Consider the following 18,726-nt stretch of genomic DNA (forward strand, 5'->3'; position numbering starts at 1 on the left):
AAAAGAAATGATGTATTATGCATCAACTGGTGAGTCTGCCAATGCGGCATGACTCAAGTAAAAAACTCTCCGGTAAACCCGGGGCGATTCATGCCATGGCAACCAGATTTACCTTTGATTGAATGTGCAGGTAGATATTAAACAGATGACAAAGCACTGGCGGCGGTCGCAGGTCAATCACTCATTGATTTGCGCCGTCGCTTCAAAAACAGGAGCCCACCATGCGACCCACAAAGTACAATGATGATGTTTTGAAACAAGCCAAAGACTATTTGCAAAATTATGAAAAACACGGCCACCCGTTCCCCTCAATTGTCGGGCTGTCTATAGTGCTAGGACTGGCAAAAAGTACCGTTTCAGCCTGGAAAAATGACGATGACAAGCCGGAGTTTTCGGACACGTTAGAGAAAATCAAAGACCAACAGCACGTCACCCTTCTTAACAAAGGTTTGACAGGTGAGTTCAACGCATCAATCACCAAGCTGATGCTGCATAATTTTGGATATTCAGAAAGAAGAAGTTCATCATTAATTGAAAAAGAACCTATAAAGGTAATTCTAAATACAAAATTTGATTAAAAGATTTATTTTGTAGCAAATAACTATATAGATATCAAATTGACAATGTATATTTTTTTTCCAGCACATTATGTACAATTAATCATTAGCAGTCTTGAGTGAAACTTATGTCAATTAATACCGACTTAAAGAATATTGAAAATTTACCCTTGGATAAATTCAATTCCATAATGGAATTATTCATAAAAAAGGATAAGGATAAAATTTTTCACTTGAAAGAATTTTCAGAAGACAACAATGTACAATCTCTGATACGCATGATTGAATTTGCTTCAGTTAATTTTATCGAAAGTGATAATTTTGATAGAGAAGTTAAAAACATGGATGAATTTATTCAGTACGTAACTGGCAAAGAATTAAGTGAAAACAAAGGCTGGTCCTTACTTAGAAACAAATTTAAAAAACTAGTACCATTCATACTGGATGAAAAAGTAACCAAGTTACAAGAGAAGTTAGTTACTTATGAGAGTATAGAAGTTATTACAAATATTAGACCAGTGTTTGATATCAACAAAGAATCTGTGAATACTTTAATTTTTCCAAGCTCTGTATTAATTAAAACAAATGAAGGTACAAGCATTTCATTTGAAATTTATGAAAATCAAATCAAAGAAGTGATTGACAAACTTAACACTTCTTTGAGGAAGATCAAGACTTTGAGAGAAAGCTATGAGTAACGCTGCATCAGCTATAACAGAAGTCGATCAAATTACAAAGTTATTCGAACTTTTGAATAACAATCCACTCTTATTACTATTTGCATATGCTGCTTTAATGTATTTATTCGTAAATTTATTACGGGTTATAATAAAAGATGTATTCGAATTTGCTAAAGGAAATAATACTGAAGAACTAATTACACAGTGCAATAGAACCCTCGGTGGGTGCCAAGAAGTTATGAAAATAGTATTAGATAAATTTGAAAATAACACAAGTAAGAAAAAGAAAAAGAAAAAGAAATGATTTTAGAATTAAAAATTTTGACTGTTGTGATTTTAATTCTCTTTGCTTTCCTATTCGTTTTTAAGGAATTAGCTGAGAGAAAAAAAATTGATACTATTAAGAAAAGTATCGATGATCTTGAGTCATCCATTAATAATTATTTAAATAATTCTGAAAGCAGTAATTCTTTAGATGAATCCAAATATTACGACGATTCTTTGGAAACTCTTGTTGAGCAATTAAGCAGTCAAAACAAATTTAGCGAAGAACTACGACAATACTTAAATTGCGTTGATAGCTTAATTGCAGAAAGTCAGTATAAAAATTTACTTGACGAGTATTATTCTTCAGTAAATTACTTTAGCAGCATAGTAATGTCTTTTAGTGATAGTGAATTAGACGAAAAATACTTAAAGTATCTGCATATTATTAGTGGAAAACCCGAAGGCCAAAAAACACAAAAGAGGCTAAAGCAAAAACCATCCTCACCAAGTTTGTCTTCATTTCAAAAATTCAACAAATTGAAAGTAGCATAGAAAACTGATGGTACAATTGTTGGTATAAATTTACTAGAGTTCGTTTTAGTCATATTTTTCAATGCCTTACATTCTCGTTCCCGTCCGGCCCCGGCACCATCTTTACAAATTCCTCATAATTCAAACACCGCTTTTTTGGTGTTTAATACCAATATAGTTTAAGAGAATCACAGTTATGGAAATTGGCAAGATATATTCAGACGTAATCATTGATGAATTACATGTAAAAAGAACCAATGACTCATACAAGGTATTATTTTCCTTTATTGATTCAGGTAAAAAAGTGACCACTACTTTAATTGGCGTAATCGAGACCTATAACCTGTGTGAAATTTTTGATGCAAATAGAATCTGGATTGAAGGAAGTGATAATCTTCAAGCTGAATTTGGTAAATATAGGCTTGGCATTTCAAACGAATCATACTTTGAAATTGAATTTGATCAAATTAAAAATGAAAACAATAAACATTGATGGCAGCAAAATAACAAATTGGGAGTCATTTCATGACACGTTTTTTGAAAAATTGAATTTTCCTACTTACTACGGGCGAAACATGGACGCCTGGATTGATTGTGTCACTGAAATTGTAGAAAACAATGAACTGCTTCTGTTTAACATCACAGGCATCAAAGGATTGAAACAAAACAACCCTGATATTTATGAAGCCATCAATGAATGCTCTGCTTTTGTGAACTACCGTTTGTTCAAAAATGGTGATCAAACAGCTTTGGCCCTTTCCTACAATGAAATATAAAAACATCTATTCTGCCATTCACAACTTTGGTCAAAGCTTCACCAGCTTGATGAATTATTTTGATGATGATTATGTGATTGATGAATTAAGAAACATCAATCGAAAAGGTTATGACATTGAGATCGATTGGAAGTCTGGAACCTTTAATCCTGAACAAATGCTCACAGAAAGAATTCAAAACTCAATCACATGCTACAAAACACATCTCGAAAAACAATTGTTATCACAGAACATTGATATGAACAGAATTGATTCACTTTTCTTCTACTGGCCTAACAAGAAAAGAAAACACATGATTGCCATTGATGACCGAGGCAAAGAATACAAAACCTTTGTGAATGAAGTAAAGTAAACACGAAAAATCAATGGCGTCAGAGTCACTGATTTTCAATTAAACTGGGTCAGAGCAACAGATTCCCAGCCAGCTCAAAACAGCTGATTCCAACCCCACAAACTCCAAAAAATCCACTTAACACCCCAATCCAATTTCTCACAAATCAAGTGCGCATGTATCGCATGCATGAGACAATCATTGTGGGGCCGTTTTTCGTGAAAAATTAAATGGCTTGGATGCACAGCTTTTTCACTGGAATGGCCAAGTAATGGTCAAAAATTCCGGAGCGTTATCATGAAAAAATACAAACACCACCTGACTGGCTTGTTGTTGGTCATGGCAGGTTGCCAGTTGGCCCATGCCCAAGCAGAGCGAGAGGTGATGGTGCCGCTGCCATCGATCTTTGATTTCACCGACGGTGATGGCTGGGGCTTCGGCTTGGGTCTGGGCGTTGAATATGAGTCGGCCTATGAAGGCTCAGATGAGTTTGAGGTTGAACCTGATCTGGCTGGCGGCATTCAGTACCGCACCGGCAACAACATGTTCTTTTTTGCCGGTGAAGCCATTGGCTGGCGCGGTTTGAGGAATGACACCTGGTTGTTGCAAGCCACCTTGGCCTTCGAAGAAGGTCGCGAAGAGAATGACTCAGATGACGGTCGTTTGGACGGCTTGGGCGACACCGATGAAAGCACCGAATTGGTGTTTGAAGTGCGCAAAGCACTGGATGCCGATTGGCGTTATTGGTTCGATGGCCGCTTGTTGGCTGGCGATGAAGGCAATTTCTTGCTGCTGGGCGGCGGTTGGCGATTCGGCAGTCAAAACGACGGCAGCGGGTCTGAACTGGGCGTGGGCATCACCTTTCATGATGAAGACTATGCCAACCGCGAATTTGGCATCACGGCCGCACAAGCGGTGGCTTCTGGTTTGGCCGCCACCGAACTGGATGGTGGTTTTCGCTCCATCGGCATCAACTACAACCACCGCCACTACTTGAGTGACAACTGGCAAATCTTCGCCGAAGCCGTGTATGAACATTATGGCAGCAGCGAGATCAAAGACAGCCCCATCACGCGCAATGATTACGAAGCCGAGGTCGGCATCGGCTTTATTTATGTGTTTTAACTCAGCTCACTGAGACTGAATCTTTAATAGGCCCTGACATGATTTTCTGGGCCTTTTTTCATTGAGCGACTAACCCCCCGGTGAAATGAAGCCTGCCTGGCCGTCAGCTCACCAACAATGACTTCCCTCACTTCAAAACAATGTCCCCATTTGCTATTTTGGTGTTAATGGATTTTCAGGAGTGAGACCATGACATACAAGGAAAAATGGCAACAAGAAATCAAGGACAACAAGCGGATCAGCATCATTGTGTGGCTCGTTGCTGCGGTGATCATGGTGTTTGAAATCAAAGCCCTGTTCATTTTGATGTACCTTTGTGTGTTGGTGTTTATGGGCATGGCTTTTCAACCATTGAGCATCGCCTGTCCGCAATGTCGAATGACATTGGTCTTTGCCAACATGAAACACGCCCCATTTTCCAGCCACAACATACCCGTTCAATGCCTGGAATGTGGTTTTGATTTTTTGCAGAAAGCACCCGATGATGTGGTAAAGTAACAACAACACCTAAGGAGCTTGACTATGGAAGATCGCAACAACCGCAAAACCTACGGCACCGGCATCTGCGTGCTCTGCGCCCTGTTGGGCATGGGTGGGCTGTTTGCTTTGATTTATGGCATCATGGCTTACCTTCAAAGTGACCCGGTGATGCATTGGATGCAGCTGTTGTTAATCGGCTATTTTTCAATCATCATGATGATCGTTGCTTACACCGGCAAAGCCCCCAAATGGGCTGGTGATCAAGCGGTGTTTGGCAGTCGCAAGTCAGAAGATGATGAAGCACTATGAAGTCCTTATCACTCAAACATACAAAAAGAAATTGGGTATATTTCATTCCTGTGTTGTTTTTTCATGGACACGTTTTGGCTTGTGGTGAAAAAATCCAACCAGAGATCAGCATTGAAGTAGAAAGCGCCTGGACTAAAGATTCAAAACATTGTGTTTTTTATCAAATCACTGTACCAGAAACTTATCAGGATGAAGTCTTTCAAAACGCGGTTTTGAAACATGGAGAGGGCGCTAACACCATCGAGTTTGCAGACAGCGGCTATCCTTTGTTCAGTGAGACTGACAGTGGCGAATCAATCAAAAGTGGCATGATGGGGGTTCACTTTTGTGCCAATCCAGAATGGCTGAAAGACGTTGAGTTGACTCTGATGTACCGAATACCACCAACAGGTGGCTGGTCCACATTGTGTGGTTCATCCTTCAAGTATGAAAATTTAAACCAATTCGTCAAGGTCAAAGCTTCCAATTCACCTTGAATCCTGAACAAGCACACCCAGATCAGTACCATGAAAACCCTCTTCTGCTTACTCTGTTTTTTGTGGTCCAGCTGTTGTTTGTCGATTGAACAAGCGCAGGTCAAGGCCTATGGCCACTGGCCCATTGGCTTTCCCATCAGCCATGTGGCGGTGCTGCCGAAGCTCAACAAAAACCTGGAATCACTGGATTATCCAGAGGCCAATGGTGATCATCCAGACGGGTCTGACGGGTTCAGTCCAGCGTGGGAATTGGGACTGACTGTGGGAACCGGCCTGACGGCCCTGGCTCCTGCCCTGGTGGGCCTGAATTTTTGGTGGTGAATGTACTCGATGGCGTCTCTGGGCTCCCCGCTTACCGGCTTGAAGCCGCATTGTTATAAACCACATCTCAATCCCAACCTTTGATTGACAACCCGATAACCATTACTTTTGACTCATGCCATAGTACTAATATATTCGTACTATGGTTAACATAATTCAATTCGGTGGCCACATGAACACAAATGGAATCAATCACATCTTGATCGTTGGTGGTGGCACGGCCGGTTGGATGACCGCCAGCTTGCTCAATCACCATTGGCGGAAATGGGGCATCCAGGTCAGCTTGGTGGAATCTGCTGAAATTGGCATCATTGGTGTGGGTGAAGGGTCGACACCTAAAATGAAGGACTTGTTTGACACCTTGGAGATTGACGAAGCGGAGTGGATGCCTGCCTGCAATGGCACCTACAAAAATGGCATCACCTTCAAAGACTGGTCCACCATTCCCGGCCACACTGAATACTTTCACCCTTTTGGCTGCACCATTGATTCCATGACCTATCAGTTTTTCCGCGAGCACACCGTGCTCCGGCGCCAAGGCCATGATGTGGATGTGACGCCTGAACGTTACTTTTTGATGTCCCAATTGGCGGCCCATGACATGGCACCCAAAGCGGCGCAAAATTTCCCGTTTCAGTTTGACTATGCCTATCATTTTGATTCTATGTTGGTCGGTCGTTTTCTGCGGGACAAGGCGGTTGAACGCGGGGTGCGGCACATGACCGGCACCGTTGAGCATGTCAGGCGCCATGAAAACGGCGATCTGGCCGCCATTGAATTGGCTGATGGCACTTGTTTGGATGCTGACTTTTTCATTGACTGCACCGGCTTCGCTTCCATCTTGCTGCAAAAAACCCTGCAAGTTCCGTTCGTCAGTTTTGCTGACAACCTGTTCAATGACCGGGCCATTGCCATGCCCTCTGAGATATCTGGACCCATTCCATCGGCCACGGTTTCAACCGCCATGAAACATGGCTGGGCGTGGAAAATCCCCCTGACCAATCGCTATGGCAATGGTTATGTCTACAGTTCTGATTATTGCAGCGAAGATGAAGCCGAGACCGAATTGAGGTCCCATTTGGGCTTGTTGGATGACGACACCGAAGCCAGGCACCTGAATATGCGGGTTGGCTGCACCGAACGAAGCTGGGTGCGCAACTGTTTGGGCATCGGTTTGTCTCAAGGCTTCATCGAACCGTTGGAAGCCACCGCCATCCAATTCATCCAAACCTCGGTTGAAATGTTCATCCAGGCCTTTCAAAACGGTGAGTTCAGCAACTACCACCAACAAAAATACAATGACAAGGTCAACCAGAACTACGCCGGCATCCGGGATTACATTGTGTTGCATTACCAAACCAACAGCCGCACCGACACCGACTATTGGATCAACAACCGCGAGAACCCCAACATATCCGACCAGTTGCGGGACATCATGGACTGCTGGCATCGCGGCGGATATTTAGAAGATGAGCTGCAGCGACTGGGCGTCACCCAATATTATTCCCCCATTTCATGGAATTGCATGTTGGCCGGAACCGGCCAATTTCCACCAGTGTCATCGCGCAACAAGCAGCACCCAGGTCAGGTGAACCAAGACTATTTACAACAGTTTTTTGCCGACTGTTTGCTGAATTTCAAACCGCACCGTGAGCAGCTGAAGTTGGGCCCATTCCCCAAATGTGCATGAAACGATTCAAACTCTGGCCGTATTGAGCTTGCTGAACACCGAGGCCTTATTTTGGAACTGCATTGACTGCATCGCTGATGGCTTGATATGCTTGTTAATGAGATGAGCAACCACCGACGGCTCAAGCGCATTCGTGTCATGGCTGCCGTGAATTAACCAGACCCATGCAAGAACTGAAAAACCACCTTGAACAGAACCCCTACCAAGCCAAGTTGGCCGCGATCAAAGCCCGGCGCCTGGGTTGGCTGCAACGCATTTATTCTTTATTGGCCTGTGTGTGCTTGTTGAGTGGCGGCATCTTTTTGTTACCTGTGACCTTCAGCATCCTGAGCACCTTCATCATTCACGGCTCACTGCACCCACACATGTTGATGGAGCAGCTGGGCATCTATGGCTTGGTCATCACGGTGTTGGCCCTGCCAGCCATGGGTTATTTGGTGTACCACTGTTTTTCCTGGTGCTTGAAACACTTTGTGCGGTTCCTCAGTGGCATCAGAGAATCCTGACCAAGATGCCAACATCAAAGCAAACCACACTTCTGGCAGGCCATAAGGCGGCATAAATCAGTTACAATGATGGTACAGCGAGCCGACGGATGGCTTGTACCACGGCGGCCAAGATGGCCACCCAAGACGAAGCAGGAGGTCTTCATACCCTGCCACTCAGGAACCGCAAAATCCCCCGTGCCAAACGTCAGCCATTGCGCTTCAACGGGGCCTTGTTTGTGGTGTTATTCACCATAATATTACTGCATGACGTGATCCAAATCCTGGGCATCATGGCGGCGGATTATTGTGTGGGACACAAAAACTATTGGCTGGGCTTGAATGCGATCGGCTGGTCGATTTATGACACGCTGTTATTGGCCTATTTGTTGTGTGCTTTGTGGGCCTTGATCGATGTGGTGATGCAGGTCTGGTTCCAAGGATGGCACCAAAAAGTTACGCTGTTTTTGAGCTCGAGTTAAATGGCCTGTGCTTTGGCCAGCGCCTGGGGCACCTTGAAGATGCGGGACATGTGTGACTTCATTGACAGCCACCAGGCTGCGGCTCGGGCAGCACACGTGCATGAATTGACCACCACCTACCCCTGGATCTTGTGTCACCGCTGAGCTGGGTATCAAACACAACTTCTGGCACTCAAAAAAGCAACCCCATTCTGTTATTTTGATATTAATCAATACAGGAGGTATGAAAGCGTATGTGGTTTTTTATCAAATCATTGTTTATGGTCAAGGACCGATCCATCGCGAAGGAAATGGTTGCTGCGTATGGAACTGAGCGGGCGCAACCCCGGTTTAAAATGCACCGCTTGTTGCGGCGCAGGGCCCGGCGCAACCGTTTCAAAGCACACAACAGCACGCAATTGAAAACCAAAGTGAAATGAAGGCATGAACCCCAACCAACCAAACCAAGCCTTGTCCTGGCACCGCCGTGTGTTGCACGCCGTGTTTGCCGGCTTGGCCTTGTTGATGATGCCACTGGCTTTGCTTTACGGCGCCATCATGACCACCAACACCCTGACCCACCTCAGGCACAGCGAAGCCTGGTTTTACGCCTTGGTGTGGGTGGGGTGTGCGGTTTTGCTGGCTGTCTTGTTGTGGTTGTTGTGGCGGGTGTTCAACAAACACCGCCAGCTGGCTGCTGGGGGCCGGTACAAAGCAAGCCAACTCAATTCAACAAAATCCCCTTGACCCGCTGCTGCAGCAACGGCACCACCTCCGTTTGAAACCAAGGGTTGTTGCGTTGCCACATGCGGTTGCGGGGCGAAGGGTGTGGCAGCGGCCAATGGCCGGCTTCGCAGTCGGCCCAATGTTTCACCCGTTCGGTCAAAGTGCGAAAACCATCGGACAAGTAATGGGTCTGGGCGTATAGACCCACCAACAAAGTCAGCTGAATGTCCGGCATCAACGGCAACAACTGCGGGTGCCATTTGGGCGCACATTCTTGGCGCGGCGGCAAATCACCTTGCTTGCCGCTGCCGGGGAAACAAAAGCCCATCGGCATCAAGGCGAATCGATCCGGATCATAGAATGTCGCCGAGTCCACCCCCAACCACAAGCGCAATTGGTCGCCACTGGGGTCATTCCAAGGGATACCGGTCTCATGCACTTTGCGGCCCGGGGCTTGGCCGACAATCAAGATGCGACTGTGCGAACTGGCCTGCACCACCGGACGCACCCCATGCGGCAAATGGGCGGCACACAGCTGACAGCGGCTGATCTCTTGCAACAGGGCTTTCACTCGGTATCTCGGGTGTTGGCTGCTTGCAGGCGCTGACGCAATGCCGGTAACAAGCCATTGTGATCCAACTCAAAAACCAAAGCCAATTGCCGACCCAAGGCATTGTCGGGAAAGCCTTGGCGCTTGAACCAGGCCAGGTAGTGACCCGGTAAATCCATCAACAACCGCCTCTGGTATTTGCCGTATGGCATCTTTTGGGTCAAGGCTTTGAGAAAAGCCTGCTGCTGTGCCTGACTGAATTTCATGGACCCATCCATCGCCTCATGAAGTGATCTTGGCTTGGGTGGCGCGGCGCTTGTTCAGTTGCGCTTCGCGGTGGGCAATGTAGATGCCTGATGCAAACACGATGGCGGCACCGATGACGGTCCATTGATCGACCGACTGATCAAAAAACACCCAGGCCATGACGATGATGAAAGGCAGGCGGGCGAAATCAAACGGCATGACGATGGACACGTCCGACCGTTGCAAAGCGGAGGTGAACATGAGGTGGGCAAAGCTGCCCAGAAAACCCATGACCACCACCCCGAGCCAGATTTCCCAGGACGGCCACTGCCAGACATAAACCGCCACCGGTAAGGACAAGGGGGTCATCAACAACACCATGTACATGACGATGACGTTGGTATCCTCGGTGCGTGACAGGCTTTTGATGATCAGCACCGAAGCGGCCATGAACACCGATGAGGCCACCACCACCAAGGAGGCAAACAAATCGCCATCCAAACTGGGCCGCAAGATGATCAGGGTACCGACGAAGCCGACCAGCACCGCCACCCAGCGGCGGGCGTGGACCTGTTCACGCAACACCACCGCCGCGCCAATGGTGACGAACAAAGGCACGGTAAAACTCAAGGCCACGGCCTTGGCCAAAGGCAGCACGGTGATGCCCCAAAAATAACAATACATGGCGCTGATGCCCAACAAGGCGCGGATGATGAACAATTTGATGCGCCCGGTTTTGAACGAGCGGTAACCATTGCTGATCAACCACGGCAACATGAAGACCAGTCCAAATAAATTGCGGAAAAAGGCGATTTGGAAGGCGTGCAGTTCACTGGCCGACCAGCGGATCAACACATTCATAAAACTGAAGCCCAAGGCCGCCAACAACATCAGGGCGATGGCTTTGAACAATTGGCTGTTGGCTGCTGTGGTCATGAATGGCTTAGGAGGCTCGACAAGGTCAACACAGTTTAATCGCTGGGATCGGCGCTGACCACCCTTATGCGGGTTTTTCTGGGCGGATCATGTAAACACAATTGGGCAGCGGGATGGGTTTGGGATAAGGCCGCTCCACAAAGCCCATGCGTCGGTACAAGCGCATGGCGGGCCGGTTGTCATTGAGCACAAACAAAGAGGCTTCGGCCAAGTTCAGTTGCTGGTGACCTTGCCGCAACAATTGCTCAATCAACTGCTCGCCCAGGCGCTGTCCCCGGTGCTTGGGTGACACCGCCAATCGACCCAAATGACAGCGCTCCAGGCGGTTGTAAAACTGCCCAAAAGCCACCACCTCATGGCCCAATCGCAACACGTGGGAATGGCTTTTGTGGTATTTCGATTGTTGTTTAAACCGATTCAGTTCAGGCGGAAAAGTCAAATCGGGACCACCCCAGTACAACAAGTCTCGGGCCGAAGCAAACCACCCCAGCACCTGTTGCAAATCGGCATTGGTGGCCGCCACAAAAGTCAATGGTGCAGGATCTTTCGACATGCTCAACGTACCGTCAGCACATAATAAACCACCACCAAGCCAATGACACAGCCAAAACGCACCAAGGAATGGGTAAAGCGATGATCGCCAAACTTCTCGGCAAACAAAGCACCGACCGCCAAGCCCAATATCAGCACCACCATGCGACCTGCCCCCCGGACACCCGGCCCGTCACCGAGCAACTGCCACCAGGCGTATAGGTTGACCGCCGTGAGGATCAACACCGTGCCCCACAACAAGGCTGTGAACCTATCCATCAGACCGTCGACGCCGGCGGATGGTGGCCAGGTAAATCCCAGCCAACACCAACATCAAACCCACACCATCCATCCAGGAGGTTGGCCGGGCAAAAAACAGCACATCCCACACCATCGACATGGCCGGTTGCAACAACAACAGCAAGCCGACAATTGAGGTGGGTAAGGTCGGCATGGTTTGGGTGATCAACACCCAACCCACCACCTGACAGAATACCCCCAACAGCAGCACAGAGAGACCGGATTGCCAATCGGGAATGACAAAGGTACCGGCTTCCCAGACCACCACGGCAGCCAGGATCAAAGCACACATCACCGAGAGCAAACCCAGGTTGGCCATCGGTGACAGGGCGCCTGGCATGGCTTGTACGTGCCGCAGTGACAGCATGAAACCGGTGTAAGCCAAGGAGGTGGCCAAGCCATAGAACACCCCCAGTCGGTAATTGGCTGACAATTCACCCCATTGCAAGCCGACCAACAAAAACAAACCGGTGAAGGTCAGCACCAAACCGAGGAAAAACTTCCAGCCGATCTTTTCACTGAGGAACAGGTAACCAAACAGGGTCATGAAAAAGACCTGGACATTGCCCAAAACGGTGGCCAAACCAGGACCCACATATTGGATGGAGCGGTGCCAAAACCACAAATCCGCCGCAAAAAACACCGCCCCCAGGAGCAGCCAGCGGGCTTGTGTGGCGTGGCGCCACAAGGGCTTTTTTTGCCACCAACACAACAACACCATCAACAAGCCGCCGATGGCCATGCGGTAAAAACCAATGGCTGAAGCGCCCATGTTGGCCAGTTTGACCCAGACACTGGAGGTGCTGATGATCAAGGCCGCCACCAGCATGGTGACGATGGCCCATTTGTCGATGGCAGGGCTGTCGGCAGGATTCATGCGTGGCCGTGGATCAATCGCCCAGCAGGGTTTGCATTTGGGCTTCCAACTGGGCCACCCGCGACTCCAACTCGTCCAGGCGAGAGGCTTGCGTGCTGGTGGCTTTGACGGTTTGTACCACGGAGCTGACATCGACTTCGCCGCACAACAGGTGGGTGTAACGGTCTTCGCGACTGCCAGGGCCTTTGGGGATGCGGATGACCAATGGCCAATCCCGCTCTATCAATGAATCAACCACCGCTTTGACCTCATTGATGTCAACGAAGTCTACCATGCGGCCGGTTTTGCTTTTCACGTCATTCAACGTCACCGGTTCGCGCACCATCAACACCGCCAGCACCGCTTGTTGTTGGCGATCGATGTCAAATTCGGTCATCACCCGATGGGTCACGTGGTTGGCCCGGCCGCCATAATCCACCCCCACCAAGTTGCGGCTTTCCAGTTGGCTGACGGTGTGACCCACCTCCCCTTCGGTCAGGTTCATCACCGGCACCCGATTGGTTTTTTGGTTACAAGCCAACAACAATGAATTCATGCTCAAGGGGTAGTTGTTGGGCGTGGTCAGCTGCTTTTCCATCAAACACGCGATCACGCGGGCTTCTTTGGCGGTGAAATAAGCGGCTTGGTCTGCCGCTTCGGCAGCGACCTGATCTGCATCATTCATGGGTTTTCCTTCATTCTTTTCTGAGATCTCGGATCAAACGAAAGCCAATGTGGGTCCAGGCTTCATCAAAATCGACCGACTTGACTGCACCGTCATCATCGGGACCGGACATCCAGGATCGGCCAATCACCGGGTTGCTGTCACAGGGGTCATCGGGATTAAAAATGGCTTTGAACTTGCCCAGGGCTTCACAGCCTGACAGCCATTCACTGACGTTGCCGCCCATGCCATACAAGCCCAGTCCGTCTTTTCCAAAACGCGTGGTGCTGGCCACATACATGACGCCATCATCACAACTCTGCAACGGTGCTTCGATGGCTTTGTCTTGCCATTTGGCTTGCAATTCCTGTCCCGCCAAATTGGCCGCGCCGCAGCCTGATCCGGCTTGCGACAATTTCATCAAGTGGCGCCATTCCCGGGCCGTCGGCAATCGATAGGTGTGTCCGGTTTGTTCACTGAGCCACAAGGCATATTGGTTGGCATCGGGCCAACTGACACAAACCACCGGCATGTCATCGCTCACCTTGAAGCCTGGTTTGGTGTAATTGCGCTGCGAGAAAATCATGTTCGATTTGATTTGGCTTTTGCACCGTTTCAGCGGGTGGTTGGTGGCCCTGACAAAGCGGTCATATTCGGCAAAAGTCACCTCACTGCGGGTCACGGCCAGGCCATAATTCAACAAGCCCTGGCGATTTTTATATTGAGGCGTGATGACCACGGTTTTGATGCCGCGTTGGTCGGTCAACACCTGGCCTGGTCGCAACATGGTTTTCACCGAATCGGTCAACTCATCAACCAACTCTTGGCCTGGCACCACCTGATCAACCAAAGCAATCAATTGATTGACTTTGACGTGATTCAACTGCCCTTTGGCGGTGTTGAATTTTTCCACGATGCTGCCCAACATCAAGGACCGTTCCAATTCTGTGTTCAACTCCAACTGGTGCAGCAACCTTTCATCGACCATAATGATGCGGTGACGCACTTCAGAGACTGAATCGGCAAAGGTTTTGGCCTGTTGCAGATCACCTTTTTGCACCGCTTGATAGAGCAACTCGTAGTAACCCGCCATGACATCAGACAACAAACCCAGGCCTTCGGCATGTTGTGGTATGTTGGTCAACAACTGCAGGATTTGATCCAAGGCGTTGTTGTCTTTGGGGGTGGTCAGTTGTTTCCGTTGGATGTTGCGTTTGGCTTGTTGCAACAGCTGTTCTTCCTGGGCTTCGCTGAGCAAGTTGACCACCGGCGCAGGGGCTTGCTTGACCACATCATCGGCCACATCTGTGACGGCGGAATCCAAAATTCCTGGCGGTGGATCTGCTGGCATTTGGCTGATCAAATCAGTCGGCTGGGGCACCACCGGTGAACCATTGGCTGTTTGCGCCACAGGATCAGGTTGCGCCGGTGTGGGCTGTTCGCGGGTGATTTGCCACACCAGCCCAAGGCTGATACCGGCCAACACCAATGTGGCCAAAATACCCATGCGGCTTAAAGTGAAAAACCTTTGTTTGACGTTGCTGACCTGCAACACCGCGGCTTTCAACTCCTGCATGTTTTGGTAACGCTGATTGGGTGATTTGGCCAAACAGCGCTTGATGACAGGTTGCCAATGTGCCAATTCGGGCGGCAGGTCCGGTACCGGGTTGGACACATGAGCCATCATCAATGACAAATCATTGTCCTCTTCGAACACCGGCTCACCGGTCAGCACTTCATAGAGGATGGCACCCAAGCCATAGATGTCTGAGCGGGCATCCACATGTTTTGACTGGGCTTGTTCCGGGCTCATGTAATAGACACTGCCGATGATGCGGCTGTCTTTGGTGAAACGACGCCGCCCAGTGCTCAATGCGATGCCAAAGTCAGCAATTTGCACGTTGCCAAATTGATCGAACAAAATGTTTTCAGGCTTGATGTCGCGATGCACCACGCCTTGGGTGTGGGCATAGGACAAGCCATCACAAATGCCGGCGATCATCTGCTTCAATTCTTCATCGTCGTGGTACGCAAATGTGGTCAAATCGCCATGCTGCAAGTACGGCATGGAATAAAACAAAATCTCGTCATCGACATGGCCCACTTCATAGATGTTGACGATGTTGGGGTGGTACAACTTGGCAATGATTTCGGCTTCTTGGGTGAAGCGGCGGACGACATTTTCCTCATCGGTGATGATCGGGCGCATGACTTTCAAGGCCACCTCCCGTTTCAGTGACTCTTGATGGGCCAAATAGACCACACTCATGCCACCTTCACCAATCTTGCGGATGATGCGGTAATCAGGAATCGATATTTTGTGATCAATTTTTGTCATCTGTTGGACATTTTAACTGAAGGCACCCCAAATTGATCGGCCAATCTCGGTGAAAAAGTCATTTTTCAAAAAAAATTCACATCCCATCACAGCGCAACACCGATAATGGCAGAATCTACGAATTTGAGTTGACATTAAATGGGCAGCACCGAGCCATCCAACACACCGATCATCAGCATCCAGTGCAGCTCCTGTCACAAGAGCACCATTTACCTGAAAGTCAAAAATCACCAAAACAACCACGCGCCCTTCAAAAACAATGAATTCACCTGCACCGAATGCACACAGCAACTGAAGGCAGCAGGCAACGACCGCAAGCGACCGGGCCAATTATCCATGGCCTGAAGGCCAATCCCGACTTTATAATGGCGGCATGAACCCGCTCACCTATGGTCACCTCAAACCGTTGCAGGTCGCGCTGCGCGATCAGCAACCCTACAGCGAAGACTACCAGGATGTGTATTTTTCCCGGCATGATGGTTTGGCCGAAACCCGCCACGTGTTCCTGCACCACAATCGACTCGAGCAACGCTGGCAACAGGCCGCTGGACAAGCACATTTTTGTGTCGCTGAAACCGGCTTTGGCACCGGCTTGAACTTCTTGGCCACGGTGGCAGCCTGGGAAGCGGCTGAACTGAAACCACAGCAATTGGTTTTCATCAGCGTGGAAAAGCACCCCCTGAGCCTGCACAGCCTGCAACAAGCACAGCAAAACTTTCCCGAATTGGCACCCATGGCCGCGCGCTTACAAAAGTTGTGGGGCTCATTTCGTTGTGGCCTGCACCGCTTGGAATTTGCCCCCGACATCACCCTGTTGTTGGTGCTGGGCGAGGCCCAGGCTGGCTTGGCGCAACTGCAAGCCTCCGTGGATGCCTGGTTCCTCGATGGCTTTGCGCCCAGTAAAAACCCCGACATGTGGCATGACGGCTTGTTTGCCACCATGGCGCGCTTGTCCCAACCCGGCACCACAGTGGCCACCTTCACCGCCGCCTCGGTGGTGCGGAACGGTCTCAGCAAGCACGGTTTTGACGTGGTCAAACAACCGGGGTTTGGTCACAAAAGAGAGATGATCACCGCCACCTATCAGGGCACACACCACAGTGGCAGCCCATTTTGGGCACCGCTGCCGGGGGCCCAAAACTTAACACCAGGCACAACCCCAGCCGTGACCATCCTGGGCGGCGGCATCGCCGGCTTGTGTGTGGCCCACAGCATGCAACGATTGGGTTGGCACACCACCGTGATCGATCAGCAAGCCAAACCGATGCAACAAGCTTCAGGCAATGCCCTGGCCATGATGATGCCCTTGTTGACTGCTGGCAATTCCCCCGAAGCCCTGTTTTATTGGCGCGCCTTCGAGGCCGCTTGCCACTTCTATCAAACCCGTGAGTTTCAGCCCATCGGTGTGCGTCAGGAACTGACCGATGCCAAATCGCAACAATGGGCCCAACGCCTGGCACAGCAGGCATTGCCCGATTCTTTGGTGCAAGTCAACCGCAACCATGTCTGGTATCCCAACGCCGGTTACATCGACACCCAACAGGTGGCCAAACGCTTGTTGGCTGCGGTTGATCAATGGTTGGTGGCTGCGATCAAAGACTGCCAACAAGGCCCCGATGGTCAGTGGCACCTGCGCGATGCAGCGGGCCAAACGGTGCACCGCTGTGAGTTGCTGGTGGTGGCCAATGGCATGGGCGCCAAGACCTTGAACCCAACTTGGTTTGGTCAATTGCAGGCCAGGCATGGGCAAACTTCGGTGCTCCACGCACCGGTCAATGCCGCCTTGGACCATGTGTTGTTGGATCAAGGTTATGTGATCCCTGATCCCCGGCACAAGCGCTGGGTGTGTGGGGCCACTTATGACCATGTGACCGATGCGGCCATCGACCAAACACCCATCTTGGCCGCCGATCATTGGCCTTGCAATTTGGCCTGGTGGCAGGACCATCCTTTGCACGCAACCTTGTCGGCGGCCGCAGTGATCACTGGGCACGCCGCTTTGCGGGCCACCACGCCGGATCACCTGCCCTTGTGCGGTCCGGTGGTCGACCCGGTTGCCTTCAGCCAAAACTGTGCCGACCTGCACCATGGGCGACATTGGCAAACATATGCCACCGCCCCCACCATCAAAAACCTGTACGTGATCAATGGCCTGGGTTCCAGGGGCTTCACCTCGGCCCCTTTGTTGGCCCAATTATTGGCCGCGATGATGACCCAACAACCTTTGCCTCTGGAGACCGATTTGTGTAAGATGATCCACCCCAATCGGTTTTTATACCGATCGCTGAAACAACCACCCAACCACAGGTAACCGCCATGACCCAATCTGCTGCTTTCAAAGACCATTTCTCAGTGCAAGCCGAAGACTACAGCGTCTATCGCCCTGAATACCCCGCTGAGCTGTACGCTTGGTTGAGCAGTTTGTGTTCGGAACGGGCCTTGGCCTGGGATTGCGCCACCGGCAATGGCCAGGCAGCCGTGGCTTTGACCAACCACTTTTCCTATGTGATTGGCACCGACGCCAGTGAATCGCAGATTTACCGGGCCATGATCTACCCACGGGTGGAATATGAGGTGGCCCTGGCCCACCAAAGCCCACTGGCCGATCACAGCGCGGATTTGATCACCGTGGCCCAAGCCTTGCATTGGTTTGATTTTGCGCCGTTCTTTGCCGAAGTCCAACGGGTGGCCAAAGCCAATGGCGTGCTGGCGGTGTGGTGTTATGAGTTGCATCAAATCAGCCCGGCAGTGGATGCGGTGATCCAACGCTATTATGATGACATCATCGGCCGCTGTTGGCCGCCAGAGCGGCGCCACATCGAACAAGCCTACAGCCAAATTGAATTTCCTTTCGAGCCGATCAAAGCCCCCAGTTGCACCATGACCAAACAATGGACTTTCAAACACCTGGTGGGTTATCTGGGCACCTGGTCAGCCACCCAACAATACCAGCAACAACACGGCTCAGACCCGCGCTTGCAGATCCTTGACGAGCTGCAAACCGCTTGGGGCGAGGAAGACACCAAAACCGTGACCTGGCCGGTGACGGTCAAAACCTTTCGCATCAATCCAACTGCTGACTGAGGCATG

At 49.7% G+C, this 18,726-nt stretch carries 28 protein-coding genes; 20 read left to right on the plus strand and 8 right to left on the minus strand.

The window, feature by feature from the left end:
• Window positions 1-221 precede the first annotated feature (221 nt).
• From K7G70_RS15510 to K7G70_RS15590, 17 genes are all read left to right on the plus strand, one after another.
• Window positions 222-578, plus strand: a complete 357-nt coding sequence (locus K7G70_RS15510) for a DNA-packaging protein (RefSeq protein WP_223789566.1) — start codon at window positions 222-224, stop codon at window positions 576-578.
• Between the two features lie 107 nt (window positions 579-685).
• Window positions 686-1,255, plus strand: a complete 570-nt coding sequence (locus K7G70_RS15515; protein WP_223789567.1) for a hypothetical protein — start codon at window positions 686-688, stop codon at window positions 1,253-1,255.
• Window positions 1,248-1,541, plus strand: a complete 294-nt coding sequence (locus tag K7G70_RS15520; RefSeq protein WP_223789568.1) for a hypothetical protein — start codon at window positions 1,248-1,250, stop codon at window positions 1,539-1,541. Before K7G70_RS15515 ends, K7G70_RS15520 begins: the two co-directional genes overlap by 8 nt.
• Window positions 1,538-2,056 carry a hypothetical protein gene (locus K7G70_RS15525; RefSeq protein WP_223789569.1) on the plus strand — a complete coding sequence of 173 codons (519 nt, stop codon included), beginning with the start codon at window positions 1,538-1,540 and terminating at the stop codon, window positions 2,054-2,056. Before K7G70_RS15520 ends, K7G70_RS15525 begins: the two co-directional genes overlap by 4 nt.
• Window positions 2,057-2,231: 175 nt before the next feature.
• Window positions 2,232-2,528 carry a hypothetical protein gene (locus K7G70_RS15530; protein WP_223789570.1) on the plus strand — a complete coding sequence of 99 codons (297 nt, stop codon included), beginning with the start codon at window positions 2,232-2,234 and terminating at the stop codon, window positions 2,526-2,528.
• Entirely contained in the window at window positions 2,509-2,811 is a 303-nt protein-coding gene (locus tag K7G70_RS15535; RefSeq protein WP_223789571.1) for a barstar family protein, read from the plus strand. The genes K7G70_RS15530 and K7G70_RS15535 overlap by 20 nt, the downstream gene beginning before the upstream one ends.
• Window positions 2,801-3,163 carry a hypothetical protein gene (locus tag K7G70_RS15540; protein ID WP_223789572.1) on the plus strand — a complete coding sequence of 121 codons (363 nt, stop codon included), beginning with the start codon at window positions 2,801-2,803 and terminating at the stop codon, window positions 3,161-3,163. Before K7G70_RS15535 ends, K7G70_RS15540 begins: the two co-directional genes overlap by 11 nt.
• A 276-nt stretch (window positions 3,164-3,439) precedes the next feature.
• The gene (locus tag K7G70_RS15545; RefSeq protein ID WP_223789573.1) at window positions 3,440-4,267 is read left to right on the plus strand and encodes a MipA/OmpV family protein; all 828 of its coding nucleotides are present in this window, start codon (window positions 3,440-3,442) and stop codon (window positions 4,265-4,267) included.
• A gap of 189 nt (window positions 4,268-4,456) precedes the next feature.
• Window positions 4,457-4,765, plus strand: coding sequence for a hypothetical protein (locus tag K7G70_RS15550; RefSeq protein ID WP_223789574.1), 309 nt, complete (start codon window positions 4,457-4,459; stop codon window positions 4,763-4,765).
• A gap of 24 nt (window positions 4,766-4,789) precedes the next feature.
• Window positions 4,790-5,056, plus strand: coding sequence for a hypothetical protein (locus K7G70_RS15555; protein WP_223789575.1), 267 nt, complete (start codon window positions 4,790-4,792; stop codon window positions 5,054-5,056).
• Window positions 5,053-5,532 (plus strand): hypothetical protein, encoded by a 480-nt coding sequence (locus K7G70_RS15560; RefSeq protein ID WP_223789576.1) that lies wholly within the window; start codon window positions 5,053-5,055, stop codon window positions 5,530-5,532. The genes K7G70_RS15555 and K7G70_RS15560 overlap by 4 nt, the downstream gene beginning before the upstream one ends.
• A gap of 30 nt (window positions 5,533-5,562) precedes the next feature.
• A complete protein-coding gene (locus K7G70_RS15565) occupies window positions 5,563-5,853 on the plus strand; it encodes a hypothetical protein (RefSeq protein WP_223789577.1) in 291 nt (96 codons plus the stop codon).
• A gap of 172 nt (window positions 5,854-6,025) precedes the next feature.
• Window positions 6,026-7,543: a tryptophan halogenase family protein gene (locus K7G70_RS15570; protein ID WP_223789578.1), complete on the plus strand. Its 1,518-nt coding sequence runs from the start codon at window positions 6,026-6,028 to the stop codon at window positions 7,541-7,543.
• 164 nt (window positions 7,544-7,707) lie between these two features.
• A complete protein-coding gene (locus K7G70_RS15575; RefSeq protein ID WP_223789579.1) occupies window positions 7,708-8,049 on the plus strand; it encodes a hypothetical protein in 342 nt (113 codons plus the stop codon).
• A gap of 89 nt (window positions 8,050-8,138) precedes the next feature.
• Window positions 8,139-8,510, plus strand: coding sequence for a hypothetical protein (locus tag K7G70_RS15580; RefSeq protein WP_223789580.1), 372 nt, complete (start codon window positions 8,139-8,141; stop codon window positions 8,508-8,510).
• On the plus strand, window positions 8,511-8,654 hold the full coding sequence (locus K7G70_RS15585) for a hypothetical protein (RefSeq protein WP_223789581.1): 144 nt from the start codon (window positions 8,511-8,513) through the stop codon (window positions 8,652-8,654).
• A 279-nt stretch (window positions 8,655-8,933) separates the two neighbouring features.
• The gene (locus tag K7G70_RS15590; RefSeq protein ID WP_223789582.1) at window positions 8,934-9,236 is read left to right on the plus strand and encodes a hypothetical protein; all 303 of its coding nucleotides are present in this window, start codon (window positions 8,934-8,936) and stop codon (window positions 9,234-9,236) included.
• Here K7G70_RS15590 and K7G70_RS15595 read toward each other — a convergent pair.
• The 8 genes from K7G70_RS15595 to K7G70_RS15630 form a co-directional block, all read right to left on the minus strand.
• Window positions 9,214-9,786 (minus strand): uracil-DNA glycosylase family protein, encoded by a 573-nt coding sequence (locus K7G70_RS15595; RefSeq protein WP_223789583.1) that lies wholly within the window; start codon window positions 9,784-9,786, stop codon window positions 9,214-9,216. The genes K7G70_RS15590 and K7G70_RS15595 overlap by 23 nt on opposite strands.
• A complete protein-coding gene (locus K7G70_RS15600) occupies window positions 9,783-10,031 on the minus strand; it encodes a DUF3820 family protein (protein WP_223789584.1) in 249 nt (82 codons plus the stop codon). Before K7G70_RS15600 ends, K7G70_RS15595 begins: the two co-directional genes overlap by 4 nt.
• A gap of 16 nt (window positions 10,032-10,047) precedes the next feature.
• Window positions 10,048-10,947, minus strand: coding sequence for a DMT family transporter (locus K7G70_RS15605; RefSeq protein ID WP_223789585.1), 900 nt, complete (start codon window positions 10,945-10,947; stop codon window positions 10,048-10,050).
• A 64-nt stretch (window positions 10,948-11,011) separates the two neighbouring features.
• Window positions 11,012-11,500, minus strand: a complete 489-nt coding sequence (locus tag K7G70_RS15610; RefSeq protein ID WP_223789586.1) for a GNAT family N-acetyltransferase — start codon at window positions 11,498-11,500, stop codon at window positions 11,012-11,014.
• A 2-nt stretch (window positions 11,501-11,502) separates the two neighbouring features.
• Complete coding sequence (locus tag K7G70_RS15615; RefSeq protein WP_223789587.1) at window positions 11,503-11,757, minus strand: hypothetical protein; 255 nt, start codon at window positions 11,755-11,757, stop codon at window positions 11,503-11,505.
• On the minus strand, window positions 11,750-12,655 hold the full coding sequence (locus K7G70_RS15620; protein ID WP_223789588.1) for a DMT family transporter: 906 nt from the start codon (window positions 12,653-12,655) through the stop codon (window positions 11,750-11,752). Before K7G70_RS15620 ends, K7G70_RS15615 begins: the two co-directional genes overlap by 8 nt.
• A 13-nt stretch (window positions 12,656-12,668) precedes the next feature.
• Window positions 12,669-13,319: a YceH family protein gene (locus K7G70_RS15625; protein ID WP_223789589.1), complete on the minus strand. Its 651-nt coding sequence runs from the start codon at window positions 13,317-13,319 to the stop codon at window positions 12,669-12,671.
• Between the two features lie 10 nt (window positions 13,320-13,329).
• On the minus strand, window positions 13,330-15,636 hold the full coding sequence (locus K7G70_RS15630; protein ID WP_223789590.1) for a bifunctional serine/threonine-protein kinase/formylglycine-generating enzyme family protein: 2,307 nt from the start codon (window positions 15,634-15,636) through the stop codon (window positions 13,330-13,332).
• Window positions 15,637-15,774: 138 nt separating this feature from the next.
• On the opposite strand from K7G70_RS15630, the gene K7G70_RS15635 reads away from it, so the two are divergent.
• From K7G70_RS15635 to K7G70_RS15645, 3 genes are read left to right on the plus strand one after another with little or no spacing between them, the layout of a single operon-like run.
• Window positions 15,775-15,981 (plus strand): hypothetical protein, encoded by a 207-nt coding sequence (locus K7G70_RS15635; RefSeq protein ID WP_223789591.1) that lies wholly within the window; start codon window positions 15,775-15,777, stop codon window positions 15,979-15,981.
• A gap of 28 nt (window positions 15,982-16,009) precedes the next feature.
• Window positions 16,010-17,947 (plus strand): bifunctional tRNA (5-methylaminomethyl-2-thiouridine)(34)-methyltransferase MnmC2/FAD-dependent 5-carboxymethylaminomethyl-2-thiouridine(34) oxidoreductase MnmC1, encoded by a 1,938-nt coding sequence (gene mnmC, locus K7G70_RS15640; protein ID WP_223789592.1) that lies wholly within the window; start codon window positions 16,010-16,012, stop codon window positions 17,945-17,947.
• Between the two features lie 5 nt (window positions 17,948-17,952).
• Window positions 17,953-18,720 (plus strand): class I SAM-dependent methyltransferase, encoded by a 768-nt coding sequence (locus tag K7G70_RS15645; RefSeq protein ID WP_223789593.1) that lies wholly within the window; start codon window positions 17,953-17,955, stop codon window positions 18,718-18,720.
• The last annotated feature ends 6 nt before the right edge of the window (window positions 18,721-18,726 follow it).

It is taken from the genome of Marinicella meishanensis, assembly GCF_019931145.1.
In the GTDB taxonomy this organism is placed as follows: domain Bacteria; phylum Pseudomonadota; class Gammaproteobacteria; order Xanthomonadales; family Marinicellaceae; genus Marinicella; species Marinicella meishanensis.